Origin of the sequence: Robiginitalea biformata HTCC2501, assembly GCF_000024125.1 — a bacterium.
Lineage (GTDB): Bacteria > Bacteroidota > Bacteroidia > Flavobacteriales > Flavobacteriaceae > Robiginitalea > Robiginitalea biformata.
Genome location: NC_013222.1, coordinates 2,295,717 through 2,314,012 on the forward strand (window position 1 = coordinate 2,295,717; position 18,296 = coordinate 2,314,012).

Sequence of the window (18,296 nt, forward strand, 5' to 3'; positions counted from 1 at the left end):
GGGTCCGGTTTTTTTATGGTTTTTTGGCGGGATCAGATGCGTACCGGGGGGTTCCGCAACAACCGGTCAAAACTCTCCAGCAACAGGGCGATCAGGATAACCAGTGCGCACCCGAAAGCGTTCAGCCACAGGTAGGACATCCAGTCAAAGTACCAGCCGAACACTACGATGACCTGCGTGATGATGGCAGCGATGAAAACGGCATTGCCCCGGACGAATTTAAGGAAAAAGGCAAGCAGGAAGATTCCCAGGACATTCCCGTAAAATATGGAGCCGATGATATTTACCAATTGGATCAGGTTGTCGAACAGGTCTGCAAAACAGGCGATCAGAATGGCGATGACCCCCCAGATAAAAGTGAACACCCGCGAGGCTTTCACATAATGCATCGGGTCTTCGTGATCGGGTCGGTTCCGCTTATAGAGATCCAGGGCGCTGATGGTGCCCAGGGCATTCAATTCGGAGGCCGTGGAGGACATGGCTGCCGAAAGGATTACCGCCAGCAACAGGCCGATGAGTCCCCGGGGGAGGTAATTCAGGATAAAGTGGATAAACACATAATCCTTGTCATTCGTTTCTACCGACGGGTTTGCCCGCTCGATGAGTTCCCGGGCGGCGTCTCGGTTGCCCTGTTCCCGGCGGTTGATCTCGAGGATTTGCTGTTTCGCGTCGATGGTAGCAGTATACTCTTTAATATCCAGGGCCGATGAGAAGGCATCCTGCGCCATTTTTTTCTCGACCTCCAGTTCCCTGTGAGCCTCCTGCAGGAGTTCATAATCGTCCGCATATTCGGATTCCAGCACCGCTTCCGTAGCTGCCGGGTTAAAGTTCAGGGGAGACGGGTTGTACTGGTAAAAAACAAAGACCATGACGCCCACCAGCAGGATAAAAAACTGCATGGGGATTTTTAAAAGGCCGTTAAATATCAGTCCCAGCTGGCTTTCCCGAACCGATTTTCCGGACAGGTAGCGCTGCACCTGGCTCTGGTCCGTTCCAAAATAGGCGAGCATCAGGAACAGGCCCCCGGTGATACCGCTCCAAAAGGTATACCGGCTGTCCGTATCGAAGTCGAAATTCAGGATATTCAGCTTGTCGCTGGCTCCGGCCACTTTGAGCGCTTTGCTGAAGGTCAGGTCGGTGGGCAGGTATCCCAGGATAAAGAAGAAGGCCATGAACATGCCGAGCATGATCACGAACATCTGTTGTTTCTGGGTAACATTCACAGCCTTGGTCCCTCCGGAAACCGTGTAGATAATCACCATAATCCCGATGATGATGTTCAGCGTATTGAGGTTCCACCCCAATACAGCCGACAGGATGATGGAGGGGGCAAAAATCGTGATCCCGGCCGCAAGACCGCGCTGCAGCAGGAACAGGATGGCGGCCAGGGTACGCGTTTTCAGGTCAAAACGCTTTTCGAGGAATTCATAGGCCGTATAGACTTTCAGGTGGTGGTAAATAGGGACGAACACCATACATATGATGATCATCGCCAGGGGTAAGCCAAAATAGAACTGGACAAAGCCCATGCCGTCGTGGAAGGCCTGCCCCGGGGTGGAGAGGAAGGTGATGGCACTGGCCTGGGTGGCCATGACGGATAGCCCGACGGTGAGCCATTTGGCGCGTTTCCCCCCGCGGACGTAGTCGTCGACGTCCCGGCTCCCGCGGGTGCGCCAGACGCCAAAGGCCACGATAAAGATCAATGTCCCGGACAGGATAATCCAATCTAAGGTTCCCATCCCCATATCAGGCGTTTGTGATCATGATATAGTAGAATACCAGGATATACAGGATGTTGAGCAGGATCACCAGGGTGTAGGCCCGCTTCCACACCATTTTTTCTTTCATTTCATCCTTTAACTGCACGGTCTGTCTTTACTTGGGCCTTCCCGATGGAAAGCATGTTTGCGAATAATTTAAAGGCGCCGGGGACACCCGCCGGCAATTCCCTGAAAAAACTCAGGCCGGTATAGATGTAATGTCCGTCTCCGTACGGGGCTACCAGCAGGCTGCCTTTCCGTGCCGGCTCCCCCGGGTCGTTCATTGAAAATAACGGGGTATAGGCAGGGTCCCAGTTATCGGGGAAATAGAGGCCGCGTTCCTGAACCCAGCCGTCAAAATCGGCAGGTTCGATCGGGTTTGGGAAGTTGAGCAGCGGGTGCTCGGGCTCCAGGAAGGTAACTTCGGCTCCCTCGTCTGAAACGCGATCCCTGGAAATTTGAAGCGGGTATGGCGCGAATTTGCTGAAATCCAGGTTGCCCCGCCCCGAGGTATTGTATTGGACGATGACAGTGCCGCCGTTTTTGGTATAGGTAAGCAGGGCGTCGTTTTTAACAGGCAGCTCGTCCAGGACGTTGTATGCCCGGATCCCCACCACCACCGCGTCGAAGCGCTGCAGGTTGTCGGGGGTCAGGTCGTCGGTCCCAATCTGGTGTACGGTGTATCCGATGGCTTCCAGGTTTTCCGGCATGGCGTCGCCGGCCCCCATCAGATATCCGATGTGCTGCCCGGCCTTCTCCACCTGCAGGCGAACGACGCGCATTTGAGCAGGCATCAGTACGGTCTGGGTGGGGATGTGGTCATAGGCTATCGCAATCATCTCCCGGTTGTATGTGTTCCCCCCGGTAACCACTTCGGGGCGGATAGATCCTTCACTTGCTCCGGCCGGGGGGGTGACGCGGAATTCAAATAATCCTTCGGAACCCAGGCCGTCCAACTGGAAGGGTTGGGAGGCGGGGTGCACCGTCCATCCTTCCGGGACATTCAGGCCAACGGTGCCCGAGACGCTCTGGGCGTTCGATTTTACCCGGATCGTCACCGGTTGCGCGGAGGCCTCCGCAAACAGCCTCACCGTTTCGCCGAAGGAGGTGGATACAGGGGGTACGATGTCAAAACTCCGGTACCGCTCTCCCTGGTCGGGTTCCGAATACCGGTGGATTACCGGTCGCTCAAATCGAATGGGGATCCCGGCAACTTGCGCGTCGATCCGCACCTGGTAGGCCGGGGGGGTGCGGGGCATCCCGATAAATTCGGGGTCCGGGATCTGGTAGGTTCCCAGGGTACCCGGTTCGCGCAACCAGTAGGGGGAAGTGCCCGGGTGGCCTTCAGGGATTTCCAGGGACAGATCCAATTGGATTTTTTGGTTGGCCGGGAGGGGGAAGGCGCTGTCCAGCCGAGTGCCGGATTCCAGGGCGATGGATTGAACGGCTACCGGGACCCCGGATCGGTTAACCAGCTCCAGGTTGACGGTTTCCACGTCGCCCGGGACCGCCAGAGGATCTTCCGAGGAAGCCTCGAGGTAAAGCCCGGAAACGCCGGCAATCAATGCCGTCAACTCCCCGGTTTTCACCTCCTTCCAATAGGAATCCGGTGCCGCATCCAGCAATTGATAGGCTTTCAGGAGTTCGGGCAAATGCACAGAAGGGTCCGTAAAATTAAACGACGCTGCCACGCCTTCCAGGATTTCGCCGACGGGGCCGCCCCCGGGCATCCGTCCCCAACTCGTATCGATTCCCGCAAATAAATCGTCTCCTTGGGTTTGTGTTCCGCTGATCAATTCCAAAAACTCCTCTTCACTGCCGCGGCTGGTGGGCCTTCCAAACCCCTGGCAGAGGTGTTGGCTGCTGGCCAGGGAGGCAATTTCGTTATTGGACATCCCCCGTTCCGGATAGTAAACCCCGACATCCAGAACCGTCAGTTTGGACCGGTCCATTTCTTTCAGGAAGCGCTCCCGACTGCCGTAGAACCACCAGGAGGTATTGTGGAACAGGCGGCTGGGCTCCCAGGTGTCCAGTTCTTTTAGTTGCTCGGGAAAGGCTTCGGGATCGCCGGCCAGTTCAAAGGCTTCCTTACTCAGGATGGCCGAAGAGGTATGGTGCCCGTGTGTGGTTCCCGGAGTTCGGTGGTCGAACCGGTTGATAATCACATCCGGCCGAAATTGTCGGATGATCCGAACAACATCCGACAATACAAGCTGCTTATCCCAAATCTCCAGCGTTTCTTCCGGGTTTTTGGAGTACCCGAAATCTACAGCGCGGGTAAAGAACTGCCGGCCCCCGTCTATTCGTCGGGCATTGAGAAGTTCCTGTGTACGCAGAACGCCCAGGAGTTCCCGCAACTCCGGGCCGATGAGGTTTTGGCCCCCATCGCCACGCGTCATGGAAAGGTAGGCCGTGCGCGCATGGACGGCATTGGAGAGGTAGGAAATCAAACGGGTGTTTTCATCGTCCGGATGGGCGGCGATGTACAGGGCCGAACCGAGGAAATTCAGGTCCTGGAGATCATTGTAGAGGGTAACGGAACTCGGCGGGTTTGGAGCCTGGCCCTGACCCAGGCCGGGTAACAGGCAAATTGCCGCGATGGACAGCCTCAGTATTTTGAGCATGTTTGGAGGGTTTGTCAGTACCCAAATATAGGAAGATAACCTCCCCGGAGCCCCAATTTAGAACTTCTTTAACAACTACAGCGCCTCGCTGCCTTCCGGATCCCCGGCATCTTCCGATGCCAGGGTAACTGCCTTCTGGAGGAAGAGGTTATTCGGGTAGGTCAGCAATTCCCCGGATCGCATCCTCAGGTGGACGTGGAAGGCCCGGATATCCTCGATGACGAATTCCCGGTCTTCCTCGAGTTCCTTGTCGTGGATGCGTATCCGGTCGCCGATCTTATACGGGAAGGTAAAAAACAGGATGACCCCGGCGGTGATGTTGCTGAGGATGGACCAGCTGGCAAATAGGGCCACCCCGATTACTGCAAAAACGGAAGAAAATATCAGGCCGATTTCCCGGAAGTTAACCCCCCAGATGAGGATCAGCGCACTTACCAGGAGAGCCGTATGCCCGATAGCCACATATTTGATGATCAACCGGGTCCGTGCCCGGTCCATCTCGCTCAGGCGGCCGACTTTGCGTATAGCCTGGATTGACAAAAACCTGGAAATAGCCAGGGCGAGCATACAGATCCCCGTCCAGAGGAACTCGGTTTGGAATGTAAGCAGCAGCTCTTTCATCCGTTAACGTTTGGATAATCCCAGGCTGTCCCGCAGGTGCAGGTCGCTATTGGAGTTTTGCCGCCAGTAGGGAGTTTTCAGCGTATTCTTGAGTTGAGCAGTGGTTGTGAGTACCTGGGCGTCGGCCCCAAACCCGCTTGGATAGGAATCTGTCCATCCCTGGATGGTATGGGGAAAATCCCCGTCAAAATGGATTTGCAGCGTCCGGTTCAACCCGGGATAGGTAATGGTGTAGGTTCGGACTTTCGCGGGTTCGCTCAGGGTCAGGGTGGCCGGATAAGCCTGGAAAGGCTGGTGCCTGAGCCGGAGGAATTCCATGGAGGGCACTACGTCGTGGTTCCCCTGTGGGAGGGTCTCCGGTGCAATCCGCAACCGGGTCCAGAGTTCGTCTTCCAGGACGTTTTTGGGCAGGTGCAATTCCTGCTCCCCTTCGCTTTCAAAATAGCTATGGGCGGTAATCTCAAAATCCTCCCGGTTGTTGAGCTGGGCGTATACATGACCGCACCACTCCTGTACCGATGTGCTGATTTTCAGGGCATGTCGGTTGTCCGAAACCGGGTAGAATATACTGCTCATAATGGAATATGGGTAGATTCCGGTGAGGAATTTACGGGTGCGGTTTAATTTCAGCACGGAAACCGAGGTGCTGTCGGGCCGGTCTGCCTTGACCTGTTTCCCGGGGTTGAAAGGCTCGGTGACGTACACCAGCGCAGCGTCCCCTTCCCGCAATTCGCCGTAACGCGCCTGGCTGAGGCTATACGAGCTGATCTCGGCCTCCCCTGCGTACCAATAGGATTTAAAATCCTCTGTAAGCGGGCGGGGCGGGGCCGTCGCATCCGCTGAAGGCGAAGTACCCCCATCGGTACCCCCGGCTGAATCAGCGGTTTCGGCTCCTTGTTTGCAGCCCGAAGCCAACAATAGCAATACGAGCAAACCTGTTGTATATTTCTGAGGGCGGGGGCAGGGCATAGTCTTTGTTTTTGATAACAAAAATAGGTTAAAAACCACGCCGGACCATATCGCGTAATTTTTGGTAGACCAATTGGGTGGGTAATCCCACTACATTGGTGTAGGAACCCCGGATGGCCTCTACGCCAACCAGCCCGATCCATTCCTGGATCCCATATCCCCCTGCCTTGTCCATTGGATTTCCCAGATGCAGGTACGTCGTGAGCATACCCGGGTCTACGCGGGTAAAACGCACGTCTGTCCGGGCGTGGAAAACCTCCCTGTAACCCTTTGCGGTCAGGCATACCGAGGTGTATACCTGGTGCCAGGCCCCGGAAAGTTTCCCGAGCATTTCCCGAGCCTCTTTCTCGCCAGCCGGTTTTTCGAGCACCTCGTCCCCCAGGCAGACGATGGTATCCGCCGTGAGCAAAACGGCGCGGCCCGGAAGACTGTCTTGTAATACAGACGCTTTAAGTTCGGATAGGTAATTCGTTATTTCATAGGTTTTTAGGTTTTCGGGGAAGCGCTCCTCAGCCGCCTGGGTACGCACCTCAAACTCCAGGCCCATGGCCTCCAGGAGCGATTTCCTCCTGGGGGAGGCAGATCCGAGTACGAGGTGCTGTGGCTGGTGGTCCGGCCGGGGCATCAGTCGTGTTTTGCGTTGAAGCCGTGCTCCCAGTCCCCCCGGACTTTAAGTACTTGCTGGATGATATCCCGTACGCAGCCGTCCCCGCCGTTCAGGTGGGAGATATAGTGGGATATCGCCTTGATTTCCGGGACGGCATTCTGCGGACAGGCCGCCATGCCCACCTGTTGCATCACCGGCAGGTCGGGGATATCGTCGCCCATATAGAGGATTTCCGACGCCGGGATATCGTAGTCTTCCATGTAATCCCTGAGGACGGACTCCTTGTGGCCCGCACCCAGGAAAATATCGGTAACCCCGAGGGCCCGGAGCCTGGCGCGGACGCCTTCATTGGAACCGCCGCTGATGATGCAAATGCGATACCCCCGGGACAAGGCTGTTTTGACGGCGAATCCGTCCCGCACGCTCATCTTGCGAAGCAGTTCTCCCGATGTAGTGATCAACAGGGAACTGTCGGTAAATACCCCGTCCACGTCAAAGACGAATGTGCGGACATCTTTCAGCCGCTCCTTATAATTCAGTTTCATATGTCGAAATAATGGATTCAGTAATCTGGTCGTATATCGCGGCCGCCGGTTTCCCCCGGAGCAATTCCCGGTGTTTGGCAAGTGTGGCGGTATCCCCCCGCCGGGCCGGGCCGGTCTGTGCCTCCCGGGGGCCAAGACTTTCCAGTTTTGCCAGGGTTTCCCGGAGCAGGGGCCGGAGCAGGTCTTTATCCAGGCCGGACCCGCTGGCCACCGATTCGCCCAGGTAGACCATATGGTTGGTAAAATTGTTGACAAACACGGCAGCCAGATGCAGTGCCAGACGTTTATCTGAATTCGCCGGCTGGGGACTGCACCCCATGGCATTGGCGAGCTTATTCAGGAGTGCCAGGTCTTCCGGACGGCCGGCCTCTGTCAGCACGGGGATGCCGGCCAGGGAAACTTCGCGGTCCCGGGAAAATGTCTGTAAAGGGTAGAAGACCCCGTGGCGGGAGGTGCCCTTCAGGGTCGCCAGGGGCTGGGCCCCGGAGCAGTGAACAACAAGGGCCGGGGAGCCTTTCAGACCCGCTGCAACATCCCCTATGGCCCGGTCGGCAACTGCCAGGAGGCAGATATCCGCATCGGGTGCCGGCTCGTCCAGCCCGCTTCGCGGAGCCGCTCCCGGAAATCCAGATAATTTTTCGGGATCCCTTGCCCGCAGGCCGACCAGGCGAACCCCTTTGGATTGCTCCAGGGCGCCCGAGAGGCGGTAGGCCAGGTTGCCGCTGCCGATAAGTAGGATCCGGATCACGGTGCTAAAATACACATCCGAAATGTTAATCTGGGAAATCGGGCTGGATTGCGCGCCAAAACCGCTATTTTTGCACTGCCTTTTCAACGACGAACTGCATGTTGCAAACCGTTAACCGGATACTTTTTTCCCCGCGCCTGATGGCGGTATTATTCCTGGTAATGGCCGTGGCCATGGCATTCGGTACCTTTATCGAGAGCTGGTACAGTACGGAAACCGCCCGAATTTGGATATATAACGCCTGGTGGTTCGAGGCCATCATGGTTTTCTTTGTCATTAATTTTATCGGGAATATCCGCAGGTACGACCTGCTGAAATGGAATAAGTGGCCTGTTTTGGTCCTGCACCTTTCCTTTATCCTGATCCTCGTGGGGGCATTTATCACCCGCTATATCAGTTTCGAGGGCATGATGCCAATTCGCGAAGGGGCTACCGAGAATGTATTTTATTCGGATAAAACGTACCTGAGCGTCCTGGTGGACGGGGAAGTACAGGGCCAGCCCCAGCGCAAATCCCTGGAAGACGACCTGATTATTACCGAACAGGCCGAGCAGTCCAGCCTGCCCTGGACCACCGAATTCAACGGTACGCCCATACAGGTGGATGTGGTGGATTTCACCCAGGGTGCCCGAATGGGTGTTGCCCCGGAGGCTGGGGGCAACTGGTTCCTGAAACTGGTTGAAGCCGGAAGCGGGTCGCGGCACGACCATTTCCTTGAATCCGGGGAGGTCACCAGCATCCACAACGTACTCTTTTCCCTGAACCGCCCTGTGGACGGGGCTGTGAACATCACCCGGACAGATAGCACCCTGACCATTGATTCCCCTTTTGAGGGCAGCTTTATGCGCATGGCCGACCAGCAAAGCGGGACCGTGGTGGCCGACAGTGTGCAGCCGCTGATGCTCCGGTCGCTCTATACCCTGGGCAGTATGCAATTCGTGGTGCCCGACCCGCCCGTCCAGGGGGCGTACCGCGTAATGCCCATCCCGGAGAATGAACAAACGGATAACGACCCGGATGCTCTTACAGTCCGCCTCTCGGCAGGGGATGCGAGCCGGGAAGTGACGCTTTTGGGCGGGAAAGGGCGTTTTGAATACAGCGACCCGGTGACCATCGGGGGCCTTACATTCCGCGCCGCCTACGGTTCCAAGATCCACGAATTGCCTTTCAGCATCACCTTAAACGATTTCATCGCCGAAAAATACCCGGGGACGGAACAGGGCTATGCCTCCTTCATGAGCCGGATTACCGTGCACGACAGCACCGGGGAGGGACGACCGTTTGACTACGACATCTATATGAACCACGTGCTCGACCACCGGGGATACCGGTTTTTCCAGGCGAGTTTCAGCCCGGACGAAAAAGGAACGGTGCTCTCGGTGAACCACGATTTCTGGGGCACCTGGGTTACCTATATCGGCTACTTCCTGCTGTACGCCGGATTGATGGGTATCATGTTCTTCGGCAAGACCCGGTTCCGGGAGCTCACCCGCCGCCTGGAAGACCTCAAGCGCAAGAAAGCCGCCATGATGCTGCTATTGCTGTTTACAGGTTTTGCCGCCTCGGCCCAGACCCTCCCGGACGACGGGCACGAGCACGCCGGGATGCCGCCTCCCGAACAGGTAGATTCCATCATTCATGCCACCGCTGTGCCGGCGGAGCAGGCCTCCCGTTTTGGCCATCTGGTGATCCAGGATGAGGAGGGGCGGATGAAGCCCGTGAATACCTTTGCCTCTGAACTGCTCAGGAAACTGACTTTGCGCAACGACTACCAGGGGCTGACCCCCGACCAGGTGCTGCTGTCGATGATGATGCGGCCCAACCTGTGGACGGTGGCCGAGTTCGTTGCCCTGGACAAAAAAACCGAGAATGACAGTATCCGGAACCTGATTGGCGTACCCGAGGGGCAACGGTATATCCGGCTGATCGACTTTTTTGACGATGCGGGGAACAACAAGCTGGAGCCCGTCCTTCAGGAGGCTTTTGCCACCAACAACCCGAATAAATTCCAGCAGGATTTCAAGGACGCCTATTTCCGGCTCGGTTTGCTGAACCGGGCCCTCAGCGGCGAGATCCTGAAGATTTTCCCGCTGATTGACCACCCGAACAACAAGTGGATTTCCGCCCTGGAATTCCGCAGTGGGCAATTCCCGGTACAGGACAGCCTCTATGCGAACTTTATCCGCAACGCAGTACCCTATTACCTGAGCTCCCTGGAGAAAGGGGCCCGGACCGGCGATTATTCCGAGGCGGAAAAACTCCTGGCCGCGTTCCGCCAAAACCAGGAAAACCACGGCAGTGAGGTGTTGCCCTCTGCCCGGAAGGTAGAGACGGAAGTGATCTACAACCGCCTGGACATTTTTAACCGCCTTTACAAGTATTACGCGCTTTGCGGTGTCCTGCTGTTTTTCATCCTGATATTTGCCATTTTCAGGGAGCGGCGCATCTGGGATATTTCCACGTATTTCTTCAAAGGCATCATCTATATCCTGTTTATCTGGCACACCGCCGGCCTGATCCTGCGGTGGTATATTTCCGGGCATGCCCCCTGGTCGGACGCCTATGAAAGCATTCTCTATGTCTCCTGGGCCTGTATGGGGATGGGCCTTTTGCTGGGCCGCAAAAGCGACATGACGATTGCTGCTTCGGCCTTTGTCACCTCCATGCTCCTCTGGATCGCCCACCAAAGCTGGGTAGACCCGGCCATCGGAAATCTGGTGCCTGTCCTGGACAGCTATTGGCTGATGATCCACGTAGCCGTGATTGTCGGGAGCTATGGACCCCTCACGGTTGGGATGATCCTGGGGGTGGTCTGCCTGCTGCTGATCCTGATGACAACCGAGAAAAACAAGCGGCGTATGCGGATGAACCTCCGCGAATTGACCATTATCAACGAACTGGCGCTGACTGTCGGCCTGGTCATGCTCACCATCGGGAACTTCCTCGGGGGGCAGTGGGCCAATGAAAGCTGGGGGCGGTACTGGGGATGGGACCCCAAGGAAACCTGGGCGCTGATCTCCATCCTGGTCTACGCCTTCGTGATCCACGCGCGCCTGGTCCCCGGCCTCAAAAGCCGATGGACCTTTAATTTCCTCAGCATCGTGGCCTTTGGCAGTATCATGATGACCTATTTTGGGGTGAATTTTTACCTGGTAGGCCTGCACAGCTACGCCAGCGGCGCCCAGGTAATTACCCCGGCCTTTGTGTGGTACACCGTTGCAGGCGTGGTGGTACTCGGTATGCTGAGTCGCTGGAGGTACCAGGTGCATTACGTGGGAAAAACCGATACGCGGCACTAGGCCTCAGGGAGTTGTAAACTGCTGGTTACTGCATTTTTTTAGTCCGGGCCTTCCCACTATAAGAAAAATTCCTTTTCTTTGGTACACCATGAAGCTCTAAGAATTATGTGCCCATTTGCGGATATCCGGCTTTCGGCCCGGGTGCGATAAGCATCCCCGGCCATGCTGCCCGCAATTTTTCACCCTCCTTCAACCACATAATTTTTGCATCATGTCATCCTCCCAATTTGCGATAACCAAATTATTCCGGTATTTCCTGCAGGCAATCCGCGGGACCCAGTCCGATTTCACCACCGGCAGCCTGCGTAAGGCCATTTTTATGCTGTCCATACCCATGATCATGGAGATGATGATGGAATCCGTATTCGCCGTGGTCGATATTGCCTATGTTTCGCGGGTCAGCGTCAATGCAGTAGCTACCATCGGGCTGACGGAATCCGTCATTACCCTGGTCTACGCAGTGGCCATTGGCCTGAGTATGGCGGCGACAGCGGTGGTTGCCCGTCGGGTAGGGGAGAAGGACCTTTCGGGAGCCCGGGAAGCTGCTGTCCAGGCCATTGTGCTGGGGGTGCTGGTGTCGCTGGCCGTCGGTATTGCCGGTTTTCTCTACGCCGAGGAGATACTAGCGATCATGGGGGCCGAACCGGACCTGATCGCCGAGGGATCCGGGTACACGCGATGGTTGCTGGGCGGGAATATCACGATTATGCTGCTCTTTATGATCAACGCCATCTTCCGAGGGGCCGGGGATGCCTCCATGGCCATGTGGACACTGTTCCTCTCAAACGGCCTGAACATCATCCTGGACCCGATTTTTATTTTCGGGTTGGGGCCGGTGCCGGAATACGGGGTGATGGGCGCGGCTATAGCCACAAACATCGGAAGGGGGACAGCCGTAATCTTCCAGTTCCTGGTATTGATCTTTGGGTGGAGCCGCATTCGGATCACCCTGCGGAGCTGGGTACTCAACCTGAAGGTCATGTGGAACCTTGTACGGGTTTCCCTCGGGGGGATTGCGCAGTTCCTCATCGGCACGTCCAGCTGGGTATTCCTCATGCGCCTGATGAGTGAATTCGGCGCGGAGATCCTGGCCGGTTATACCATTGCCATCCGCGTACTGATGTTTACGCTGATGCCCGCCTGGGGCATGAGCAACGCCGCGGCGACGCTGGTGGGGCAGAACCTGGGTGCCCGCAAACCGGACCGGGCGGAGGCCTCGGTGTGGAAAACGGGGAAATACAACGCCGTCTTCATGCTTGCCGTTTCGGTGGTCTACCTGATTTTTGCCCCGGAAATCATCGGGTTTTTCAGCCAGGCTGTCCCGGTGGTGGAGAGCGGGGCGCTCTGCCTGCGGATCATCACCGCCGGCTATCTGTTTTACGCCTACGGCATGGTGGTTACCCAGGCCTTTAACGGGTCCGGGGATACCCGTACACCGACGCGGATCAACCTGGTGGCCTTCTGGCTTTTCCAGCTGCCCTTTGCCTACGTGGCCTCCCAGACCCTGGAGATGGGCCCCATGGGGGTATTCCTGGCCATCACCCTGGCCGAGGTCCTGCTTTCCGTCCTGGCGGTGGTGGCTTTCCGGAAAGGCAAGTGGAAAACCTTCCAGGTCTGACGAAAGTGTTATTTTTGGACTTAATCCAATCGATATGAGCAAGCGCAAAGCCGGACTGAACACCACCTGCACCCATGTTGGGGCTGTTCCGGACGAACAATTCCAGGGGGCGGTTTCCCCCCTCTATATGAGCACCTCCTATGCCTATGAACACGTGGATGTCAAGCGATATCCCCGCTACTTCAACACCCCGAACCAGGAGGCCCTGTGCCGGAAGATCGCGGCCCTGGAACACACGGAGGCTGCGCTGATCTTTGGCAGCGGGATGGCGGCGGTGAGTACGTCGCTGCTGGCATTCCTCAACCACGGGGACCACGTGGTGCTTTCCCAGCAATCCTACGGGGGGACCCACAGCCTGATCAAAGAGGAATTCGGCAAGTACGGAATCGACTTTACCTTTGTGGAAGGGACCGGGGTGGCGGACTTCGAGGCAGCTATCCGCCCGGAAACACGCGTGCTTTACCTGGAAACGCCTTCCAACCCGCTTTTGCTGATTACCGATCTGGAGGCCGTGTCCAAACTGGCTGCAGACCGCGGGCTCACTACGCTTATAGACAATACATTTGCCAGCCCGGTAAACCAGAACCCGGCAGATTTTGGCATCGACGTGGTCATCCATTCCGCCACAAAATACATGGGCGGGCACTCCGATATCTGTGCCGGGGCCGTTGCGGCTTCCCGGGAACACATCGACCGGATCTTCCAACTGGCCAAGAACCTCGGGGGGAGCCTGAGCGACCAGACAACATGGATGCTGGAGCGCAGTTTAAAAACCCTGGGACTGCGGGTAAAGGCCCAGAGCGAGAACGCTTTGCGCCTGGCCCGCCACCTGCAGGACCACCCGGATGTTTCTTCGGTGTATTACCCGGGGCTTGAATCCCATCCGGGCCATGCGATTGCCCGGGCTCAGATGCACGGGTTTGGCGGTATGTTATCCTTTGAGCTTGCCCCGGGAATCCCCCTGGAAGGATTTGTCCGCGCATTGAAGTGGGTTCGGCCCTCTATGAGCCTGGCCGGGGTGGAAAGTACGCTGACCATTCCTACCCTTACATCCCATGCCCTCTTGTCGGAGGCCGATAGGCAGCGCGCGGGCATTCGCCCGAACCTGATCCGTTTCTCCGCGGGTATTGAGGATTTTGAAGATTTGTCCGCCGACCTGGACCAGGCCATTGCCAGCGCCCGGAAGCAGGCAGGCGTAACCCCTCAAAAAGAAGGCGCCGTATGAAATTGGATTTACTCGTATTCGGGGCGCATCCGGACGACGCGGAACTCGGAGCCGGCGCAACGATTGCCAAAACGGTTGCAGCCGGAAAAAAAGTGGGGATTATCGACCTGACACGGGGGGAGCTCGGAACCCGGGGGACCGCGGAAATCCGGGACAGGGAAGCCGCGAAGGCGGCGGAAATACTCGGGCTGGCCATCCGGGAAAATATGGGATTTGCCGACGGATTTTTCCGCAATGACCGGGAGCACCAGTTGGCGATTATCCGCCAGATCCGCAGGTTTCGGCCGGAACGGGTGTTGTGCAATGCTGTTGATGACCGGCACATCGATCACGGCCGGGGGAGTTCCCTGGTGAGCGACGCCTGTTTTTTGAGCGGCCTGGTGAAGATCGATACGCGCCTGGAAGGGGACGATCACTGGCAGGAGCCATGGCGCCCGAAACAGGTATACCATTATATTCAATGGAAGAACCTCGTGCCCGATGTGGTGGTGGATGTCACGGGGTTTATGGAAAAGAAACTCGAGGCGATCCACGCGTATGCCTCGCAATTTTTTGACCCGGACAGCGAGGAGCCTGAAACGCCCATCAGCAGCCGGAATTTTACAGACAGTGTCAGTTACCGCGCCCGGGATTTGGGGCGGCTCATCGGAGTGGAATACGCAGAAGGGTTTACAGCCGAACGGCCGGTGGCAGTGGATTCGCTGGAGCAGTTGATTTAAACGGCGGCACTGTATTTCTCAGTAGCCTTTGGCAAGGTGAAATAAAAGGTACTTCCAATTCGCAAAGTACTGTCTACCCATATTTTACCTTTGTTTTTCTCAACCATTTCTTTACATAGGGAAAGTCCGAGGCCGGTACCTTTTTCATTGTTGGTTCCGTAGGTAGAGGTATTGCTTGTGTCCTGGAAAAGCTTGGACAAGGTCACCCGGTCGATGCCAACCCCCGTATCCCGCACAGCGATTTGCCAGTGCGTTTCCTTGTCCTCCGCCCGGAGGCTGACGATCCCGTTTTCCGGGGTAAATTTCAAGGCATTGCTGATCAGGTTCCGGATCACGATATCGACTTGATTCGGGTCTGCCCAAACCTCCGTGTTGCCCTCCAGTTCACTGACAACCCGAATGGATTTTTGCTCGGCGATTTCGGACAACAGGTTGATGTTCTCCTCTACGATGTGTTCCAGGGAGGTGTTTACCGGCTTGGTATTGGCGCCTTCAAGCTGGGAGTGCCCCCAGGAGAGCAGGTTGTTCAGCGTAAAGAATATATGGTCGACATCCGATTTTAATTTGGGGATAAACGAGAGGAATTCCTCTTTTTTCATCTCTCCTTCCGTGTACATGTTCAGCAGGCTCTGCAGGGCGCCTATAGGGCCTCGTAAGTCGTGGCCGATGATGGAGAACAGCTTTGTTTTGGTCTGGTTATTTGCCTGCAGCTCCGTTTTGCGAACCTCCAGGATGTCTTTTTTCGTGCTTAGTTCTTCGGCCAGCCGCTTCTGCAATTTTTTTGAACGGTTGACCAGGTAGATAATCACCAGGGCGATAAACAGGATGACCCAGCCGATCCGCACGTAGCGTTTTTGCTGGGCAAGGGCCTTTTCGTTTGCCTCTATAAGCTCCGCTTTTTGTTGCTCAAACTCATTGCGGGTTTTCAGCAGGCTGAGGCTCTGGCGGTTTTCGCTGCGGGAAATGGAATCCGATAATTTCTGGAAAACTTCGTGGTAAACCAGGGCTGTGGCATAGTCGGCCTTTTTCCGGTGGATACGATAAAGGGTTTGGGCACAGTCCCGTTTGCCCTCCCGGAAATTGATTTTTTCGCTGATCCGGAAGCCCTCTGTGGCGTAGGCAGCTGCCAGGCTGTCGTTGCCCTGCCCGAAATGCGCTTCGGCCATTCCGTTGAGCAGGTCAATCCGCGAGCGGTCATCGTCCAGGTTCATGTGGAGCATCTCGGCCTGGTTGTACCAGTAGAGCGCCCATTTGTAGTTGAATTTCTTGAGATAGACCTTGCCCTTGGTTTCATAAGCAAAGGCCAGCCAGTCCAGGATACGGTTTTCCTCGAAGGTGTCGATGCTTTGGTTGATATTGAACATGGCGTATTCCAGGTTCCCCATATCCGCATAAACGGAGGCCAGGTTGCTCATGGTCTCCGCGTTAATAATGTCGTTGCCCAGCTTGTTGTTGATCCGCTTGACCTTTTTGAAATATTCCAGGCAATGGTCGTAGTCCTTTTGCTCTGCGTAAAGGTTGGCGATATTCTCGTTGATGATGGACTGCATGACCAGTTCCCCGGTTTGTTCGGCGAGCTCCAGGGCCTCCAGGTATTTGGTAAGCGCCCCCGCGATATCACCCTGGTACACGTATTCCCCGGATAAGCCATTCAGGGCGCTGATTTTCAGGTTGTCCGCCCCTGCTTCCCCGGCGAGCACCAGGCCTTTTTTATAGAATTCGATGGCCTTGTCGCTATTCCCCTTGTCCGAATGGAAGTCGGCCAGCCTTAAATAGGAGCGGGCTTCCCCGAGCAGGTATCCGGCCTTCTCGCTCAGGGTTAGAGAACGTTTGGCCAATTGGTGCAGGCTGTCTGCCTGATAGAAACGCATTTCCCCCGCCAGGTCGATCAGGCGGTTGATATAGGTTGTGTCCCTGGGAGAGAAACCGGCACTGCGTTCCAGGGAGCGGATTTCCCTGAGGATTTCCTCTCTGGGGTTTTCCTCTGCAGCCAAAAGCACAGCAGGCGTCCAGAGGAACGCCAGCAGGAATGGGAGCAGGGACGATAAAATTAAATATTTACGCAAAGGATTCATCGGCTGGCTTAAAGGAACTCTAAAATTAGGCGCAAAGCCCCCGGGAGGCCGAAAGTTTGTTGTGAAATGCTATTTTTTGTGTGTTTTATCGAAGGTATGATGCATTTCATCGATAAAACGGGGGTGCAGACCGGCAGGCCAGGGTGTCGGAATACGCATCTGCGTGGCCGGAAAAAAAGAAGCCCCCGGAGTGTTTTCCGGGGGCTTGCTGCGGGTGGAAGACCGGGTTCGAACCGGCGACCTCTGGAACCACAAACGAGGCCGTCATTTTCAGCCGCTTTAACGTGCTGAAAATCAGGGGTAAATTATTCATGTCGGAACCTTAAAAATTAAACTGCATACTGTGAGCCTTACTTTTTGCGGAAAAAAAGCACTGCTTGGATAGGACCCTGAGCCTCTGCCGCCCTCGGGATTTTGACCGTAGCCTTGAAAATATGAAAATATCGCCAAGGATCGAAAAATATTGAATGCACTTCGCTTGTGGAATCGATGTCTTCCCGTTAGATAAAAACCATAGAAAGAGTACGGTTTTTATGTAACCGCAACTGACCGAAACCCCTTATTTTACAACGGTTTTCCTATTTGAAAAAAATTGGAAAACTATGAAATTGAGACAGGATAATTGACCAATAGTGGACGTACTTTAAAGGGATATGTAAAACCTTTAAATACAGTTCATTATGAAAAAGTTTATCGCAATCCTCGCAATTGGAATGATCGGGGCAACCTCAATCTCATGTGAAAAGTCAGAAGCATCCGAGTATGAGGTCTACCAAGTTGACCGGGAAGAAATTGAGCGACCAGGAGATCAAGGCGGAGACGGCGTTGATCGAGCAGAAGTCGAAAGACCCGGTAGTCAGGGCGGTAATTAGAAGTATTGCCGCATTACTCGTCGCCTTGTCTGGACTCATGTTGTTTGCAGACAAGGCGATTGATATTGAGCTCGATAATACCTATGGGTTCAAAAGCACCAAAACATTTATTTGGGTGCTCTCACAATCAGCATCCCCCATGTTGCTCATGCTGGGCGCCATATTTCGGCCCTGGCGCATGGCTTATGCCATTCCGTGTTATATATACACCATCCAGGTCATCTGGGTTTTCTCCCCCGAAATCTTATTGGACGATTGGATCCTTCACCTATATGCCGCAGGCGCTACAGCTTTTTTTGTGGTGCTAATTGCCGTGTCGGATTACGGAATACGAAAGGCAAAACTTGAACGATCCAAGCGAATTATGCTGCTTGAAAGTCTCGTGGAGGCGGCTTTTAAGATAAAACGAGGGCGATCAGATGGACGCGATTAAGAGTTTAAATACACGCATCACTGAAGCCCGACGCCAGTTCCGAAACCAGGAAATCAGCATCGACGAATTTGAAATACTCACCAAGGGTTACTATGAGGAGTATTTGGTGTTGGTAGAAAAGAGTAATTTGAGGAACAAAGAGCAGCTGATGCGGCTTATAATGGATCGGAAATAGCGGATG

General features: G+C 55.4%; 15 protein-coding genes. 6 read left to right on the forward strand and 9 right to left on the reverse strand.

Annotated elements, in window-relative coordinates; genetic code table 11:
- Positions 1 to 32 precede the first annotated feature (32 nt).
- The 7 genes from RB2501_RS10150 to RB2501_RS10180 all read right to left on the reverse strand — a co-directional run bounded on the left by RB2501_RS10150 (position 33) and on the right by RB2501_RS10180 (position 7,889).
- Positions 33 to 1,739 carry a sodium:solute symporter gene (locus RB2501_RS10150; protein WP_041327743.1) on the reverse strand — a complete coding sequence of 569 codons (1,707 nt, stop codon included), beginning with the start codon at positions 1,737 to 1,739 and terminating at the stop codon, positions 33 to 35.
- 110 nt (positions 1,740 to 1,849) lie between these two features.
- Positions 1,850 to 4,384, reverse strand: coding sequence for a PIG-L family deacetylase (locus RB2501_RS10155; protein WP_015754712.1), 2,535 nt, complete (start codon positions 4,382 to 4,384; stop codon positions 1,850 to 1,852).
- Positions 4,385 to 4,459: 75 nt separating this feature from the next.
- Positions 4,460 to 5,005 (reverse strand): mechanosensitive ion channel domain-containing protein, encoded by a 546-nt coding sequence (locus RB2501_RS10160; RefSeq protein WP_015754713.1) that lies wholly within the window; start codon positions 5,003 to 5,005, stop codon positions 4,460 to 4,462.
- Between the two features lie 3 nt (positions 5,006 to 5,008).
- Positions 5,009 to 5,974: a hypothetical protein gene (locus tag RB2501_RS10165; RefSeq protein WP_015754714.1), complete on the reverse strand. Its 966-nt coding sequence runs from the start codon at positions 5,972 to 5,974 to the stop codon at positions 5,009 to 5,011.
- Positions 5,975 to 6,002: 28 nt separating this feature from the next.
- A complete protein-coding gene (locus RB2501_RS10170; RefSeq protein WP_015754715.1) occupies positions 6,003 to 6,599 on the reverse strand; it encodes a Maf family nucleotide pyrophosphatase in 597 nt (198 codons plus the stop codon).
- Positions 6,599 to 7,126: a KdsC family phosphatase gene (locus RB2501_RS10175; protein WP_015754716.1), complete on the reverse strand. Its 528-nt coding sequence runs from the start codon at positions 7,124 to 7,126 to the stop codon at positions 6,599 to 6,601. Before RB2501_RS10175 ends, RB2501_RS10170 begins: the two co-directional genes overlap by 1 nt.
- Positions 7,110 to 7,889: a Rossmann-like and DUF2520 domain-containing protein gene (locus tag RB2501_RS10180; RefSeq protein ID WP_187289161.1), complete on the reverse strand. Its 780-nt coding sequence runs from the start codon at positions 7,887 to 7,889 to the stop codon at positions 7,110 to 7,112. Before RB2501_RS10180 ends, RB2501_RS10175 begins: the two co-directional genes overlap by 17 nt.
- Positions 7,890 to 7,972: 83 nt before the next feature.
- Here RB2501_RS10180 and ccsA point away from each other — a divergent pair, with 83 nt between their 5' ends.
- From ccsA to bshB1, 4 genes are all read left to right on the forward strand, one after another.
- A complete protein-coding gene (ccsA, locus tag RB2501_RS10185) occupies positions 7,973 to 11,173 on the forward strand; it encodes a cytochrome c biogenesis protein CcsA (protein WP_015754718.1) in 3,201 nt (1,066 codons plus the stop codon).
- A gap of 211 nt (positions 11,174 to 11,384) precedes the next feature.
- Positions 11,385 to 12,791 carry an MATE family efflux transporter gene (locus tag RB2501_RS10190; RefSeq protein WP_015754719.1) on the forward strand — a complete coding sequence of 469 codons (1,407 nt, stop codon included), beginning with the start codon at positions 11,385 to 11,387 and terminating at the stop codon, positions 12,789 to 12,791.
- A 34-nt stretch (positions 12,792 to 12,825) separates the two neighbouring features.
- On the forward strand, positions 12,826 to 14,016 hold the full coding sequence (locus RB2501_RS10195; RefSeq protein WP_015754720.1) for a trans-sulfuration enzyme family protein: 1,191 nt from the start codon (positions 12,826 to 12,828) through the stop codon (positions 14,014 to 14,016).
- The gene (bshB1, locus tag RB2501_RS10200; RefSeq protein ID WP_015754721.1) at positions 14,013 to 14,735 is read left to right on the forward strand and encodes a bacillithiol biosynthesis deacetylase BshB1; all 723 of its coding nucleotides are present in this window, start codon (positions 14,013 to 14,015) and stop codon (positions 14,733 to 14,735) included. The genes RB2501_RS10195 and bshB1 overlap by 4 nt, the downstream gene beginning before the upstream one ends.
- Here the strand turns inward: bshB1 and RB2501_RS10205 are convergent.
- The gene (locus RB2501_RS10205; RefSeq protein WP_015754722.1) at positions 14,732 to 16,810 is read right to left on the reverse strand and encodes a tetratricopeptide repeat-containing sensor histidine kinase; all 2,079 of its coding nucleotides are present in this window, start codon (positions 16,808 to 16,810) and stop codon (positions 14,732 to 14,734) included. The two genes, bshB1 and RB2501_RS10205, sit on opposite strands and share 4 nt — an antisense overlap.
- Before the next feature lie 106 nt (positions 16,811 to 16,916).
- A complete protein-coding gene (locus tag RB2501_RS10210) occupies positions 16,917 to 17,123 on the reverse strand; it encodes a hypothetical protein (protein WP_015754723.1) in 207 nt (68 codons plus the stop codon).
- A 449-nt stretch (positions 17,124 to 17,572) separates the two neighbouring features.
- Here RB2501_RS10210 and RB2501_RS10215 point away from each other — a divergent pair, with 449 nt between their 5' ends.
- On the forward strand, positions 17,573 to 18,115 hold the full coding sequence (locus tag RB2501_RS10215; protein WP_015754724.1) for a hypothetical protein: 543 nt from the start codon (positions 17,573 to 17,575) through the stop codon (positions 18,113 to 18,115).
- Entirely contained in the window at positions 18,102 to 18,290 is a 189-nt protein-coding gene (locus RB2501_RS10220; protein WP_015754725.1) for a hypothetical protein, read from the forward strand. Before RB2501_RS10215 ends, RB2501_RS10220 begins: the two co-directional genes overlap by 14 nt.
- The last annotated feature ends 6 nt before the right edge of the window (positions 18,291 to 18,296 follow it).

Excerpts from the sequence above, each read along its gene's own strand:
- RB2501_RS10150 (WP_041327743.1), bottom strand. The coding sequence starts at position 1,739 with ATGGGAACCTTAGATTGGATTATCCTGTCCGGGACATTGATCTTTATC.
- RB2501_RS10155 (WP_015754712.1), bottom strand. The coding sequence starts at position 4,384 with ATGCTCAAAATACTGAGGCTGTCCATCGCGGCAATTTGCCTGTTACCC.
- RB2501_RS10160 (WP_015754713.1), bottom strand. The coding sequence starts at position 5,005 with ATGAAAGAGCTGCTGCTTACATTCCAAACCGAGTTCCTCTGGACGGGG.
- RB2501_RS10165 (WP_015754714.1), bottom strand. The coding sequence starts at position 5,974 with ATGCCCTGCCCCCGCCCTCAGAAATATACAACAGGTTTGCTCGTATTG.
- RB2501_RS10170 (WP_015754715.1), bottom strand. The coding sequence starts at position 6,599 with ATGCCCCGGCCGGACCACCAGCCACAGCACCTCGTACTCGGATCTGCC.
- RB2501_RS10175 (WP_015754716.1), bottom strand. The coding sequence starts at position 7,126 with ATGAAACTGAATTATAAGGAGCGGCTGAAAGATGTCCGCACATTCGTC.
- ccsA (WP_015754718.1), top strand. The coding sequence starts at position 7,973 with ATGTTGCAAACCGTTAACCGGATACTTTTTTCCCCGCGCCTGATGGCG.
- RB2501_RS10190 (WP_015754719.1), top strand. The coding sequence starts at position 11,385 with ATGTCATCCTCCCAATTTGCGATAACCAAATTATTCCGGTATTTCCTG.
- RB2501_RS10195 (WP_015754720.1), top strand. The coding sequence starts at position 12,826 with ATGAGCAAGCGCAAAGCCGGACTGAACACCACCTGCACCCATGTTGGG.
- bshB1 (WP_015754721.1), top strand. The coding sequence starts at position 14,013 with ATGAAATTGGATTTACTCGTATTCGGGGCGCATCCGGACGACGCGGAA.
- RB2501_RS10205 (WP_015754722.1), bottom strand. The coding sequence starts at position 16,810 with ATGAATCCTTTGCGTAAATATTTAATTTTATCGTCCCTGCTCCCATTC.
- RB2501_RS10210 (WP_015754723.1), bottom strand. The coding sequence starts at position 17,123 with ATGAATAATTTACCCCTGATTTTCAGCACGTTAAAGCGGCTGAAAATG.
- RB2501_RS10215 (WP_015754724.1), top strand. The coding sequence starts at position 17,573 with ATGAGGTCTACCAAGTTGACCGGGAAGAAATTGAGCGACCAGGAGATC.
- RB2501_RS10220 (WP_015754725.1), top strand. The coding sequence starts at position 18,102 with ATGGACGCGATTAAGAGTTTAAATACACGCATCACTGAAGCCCGACGC.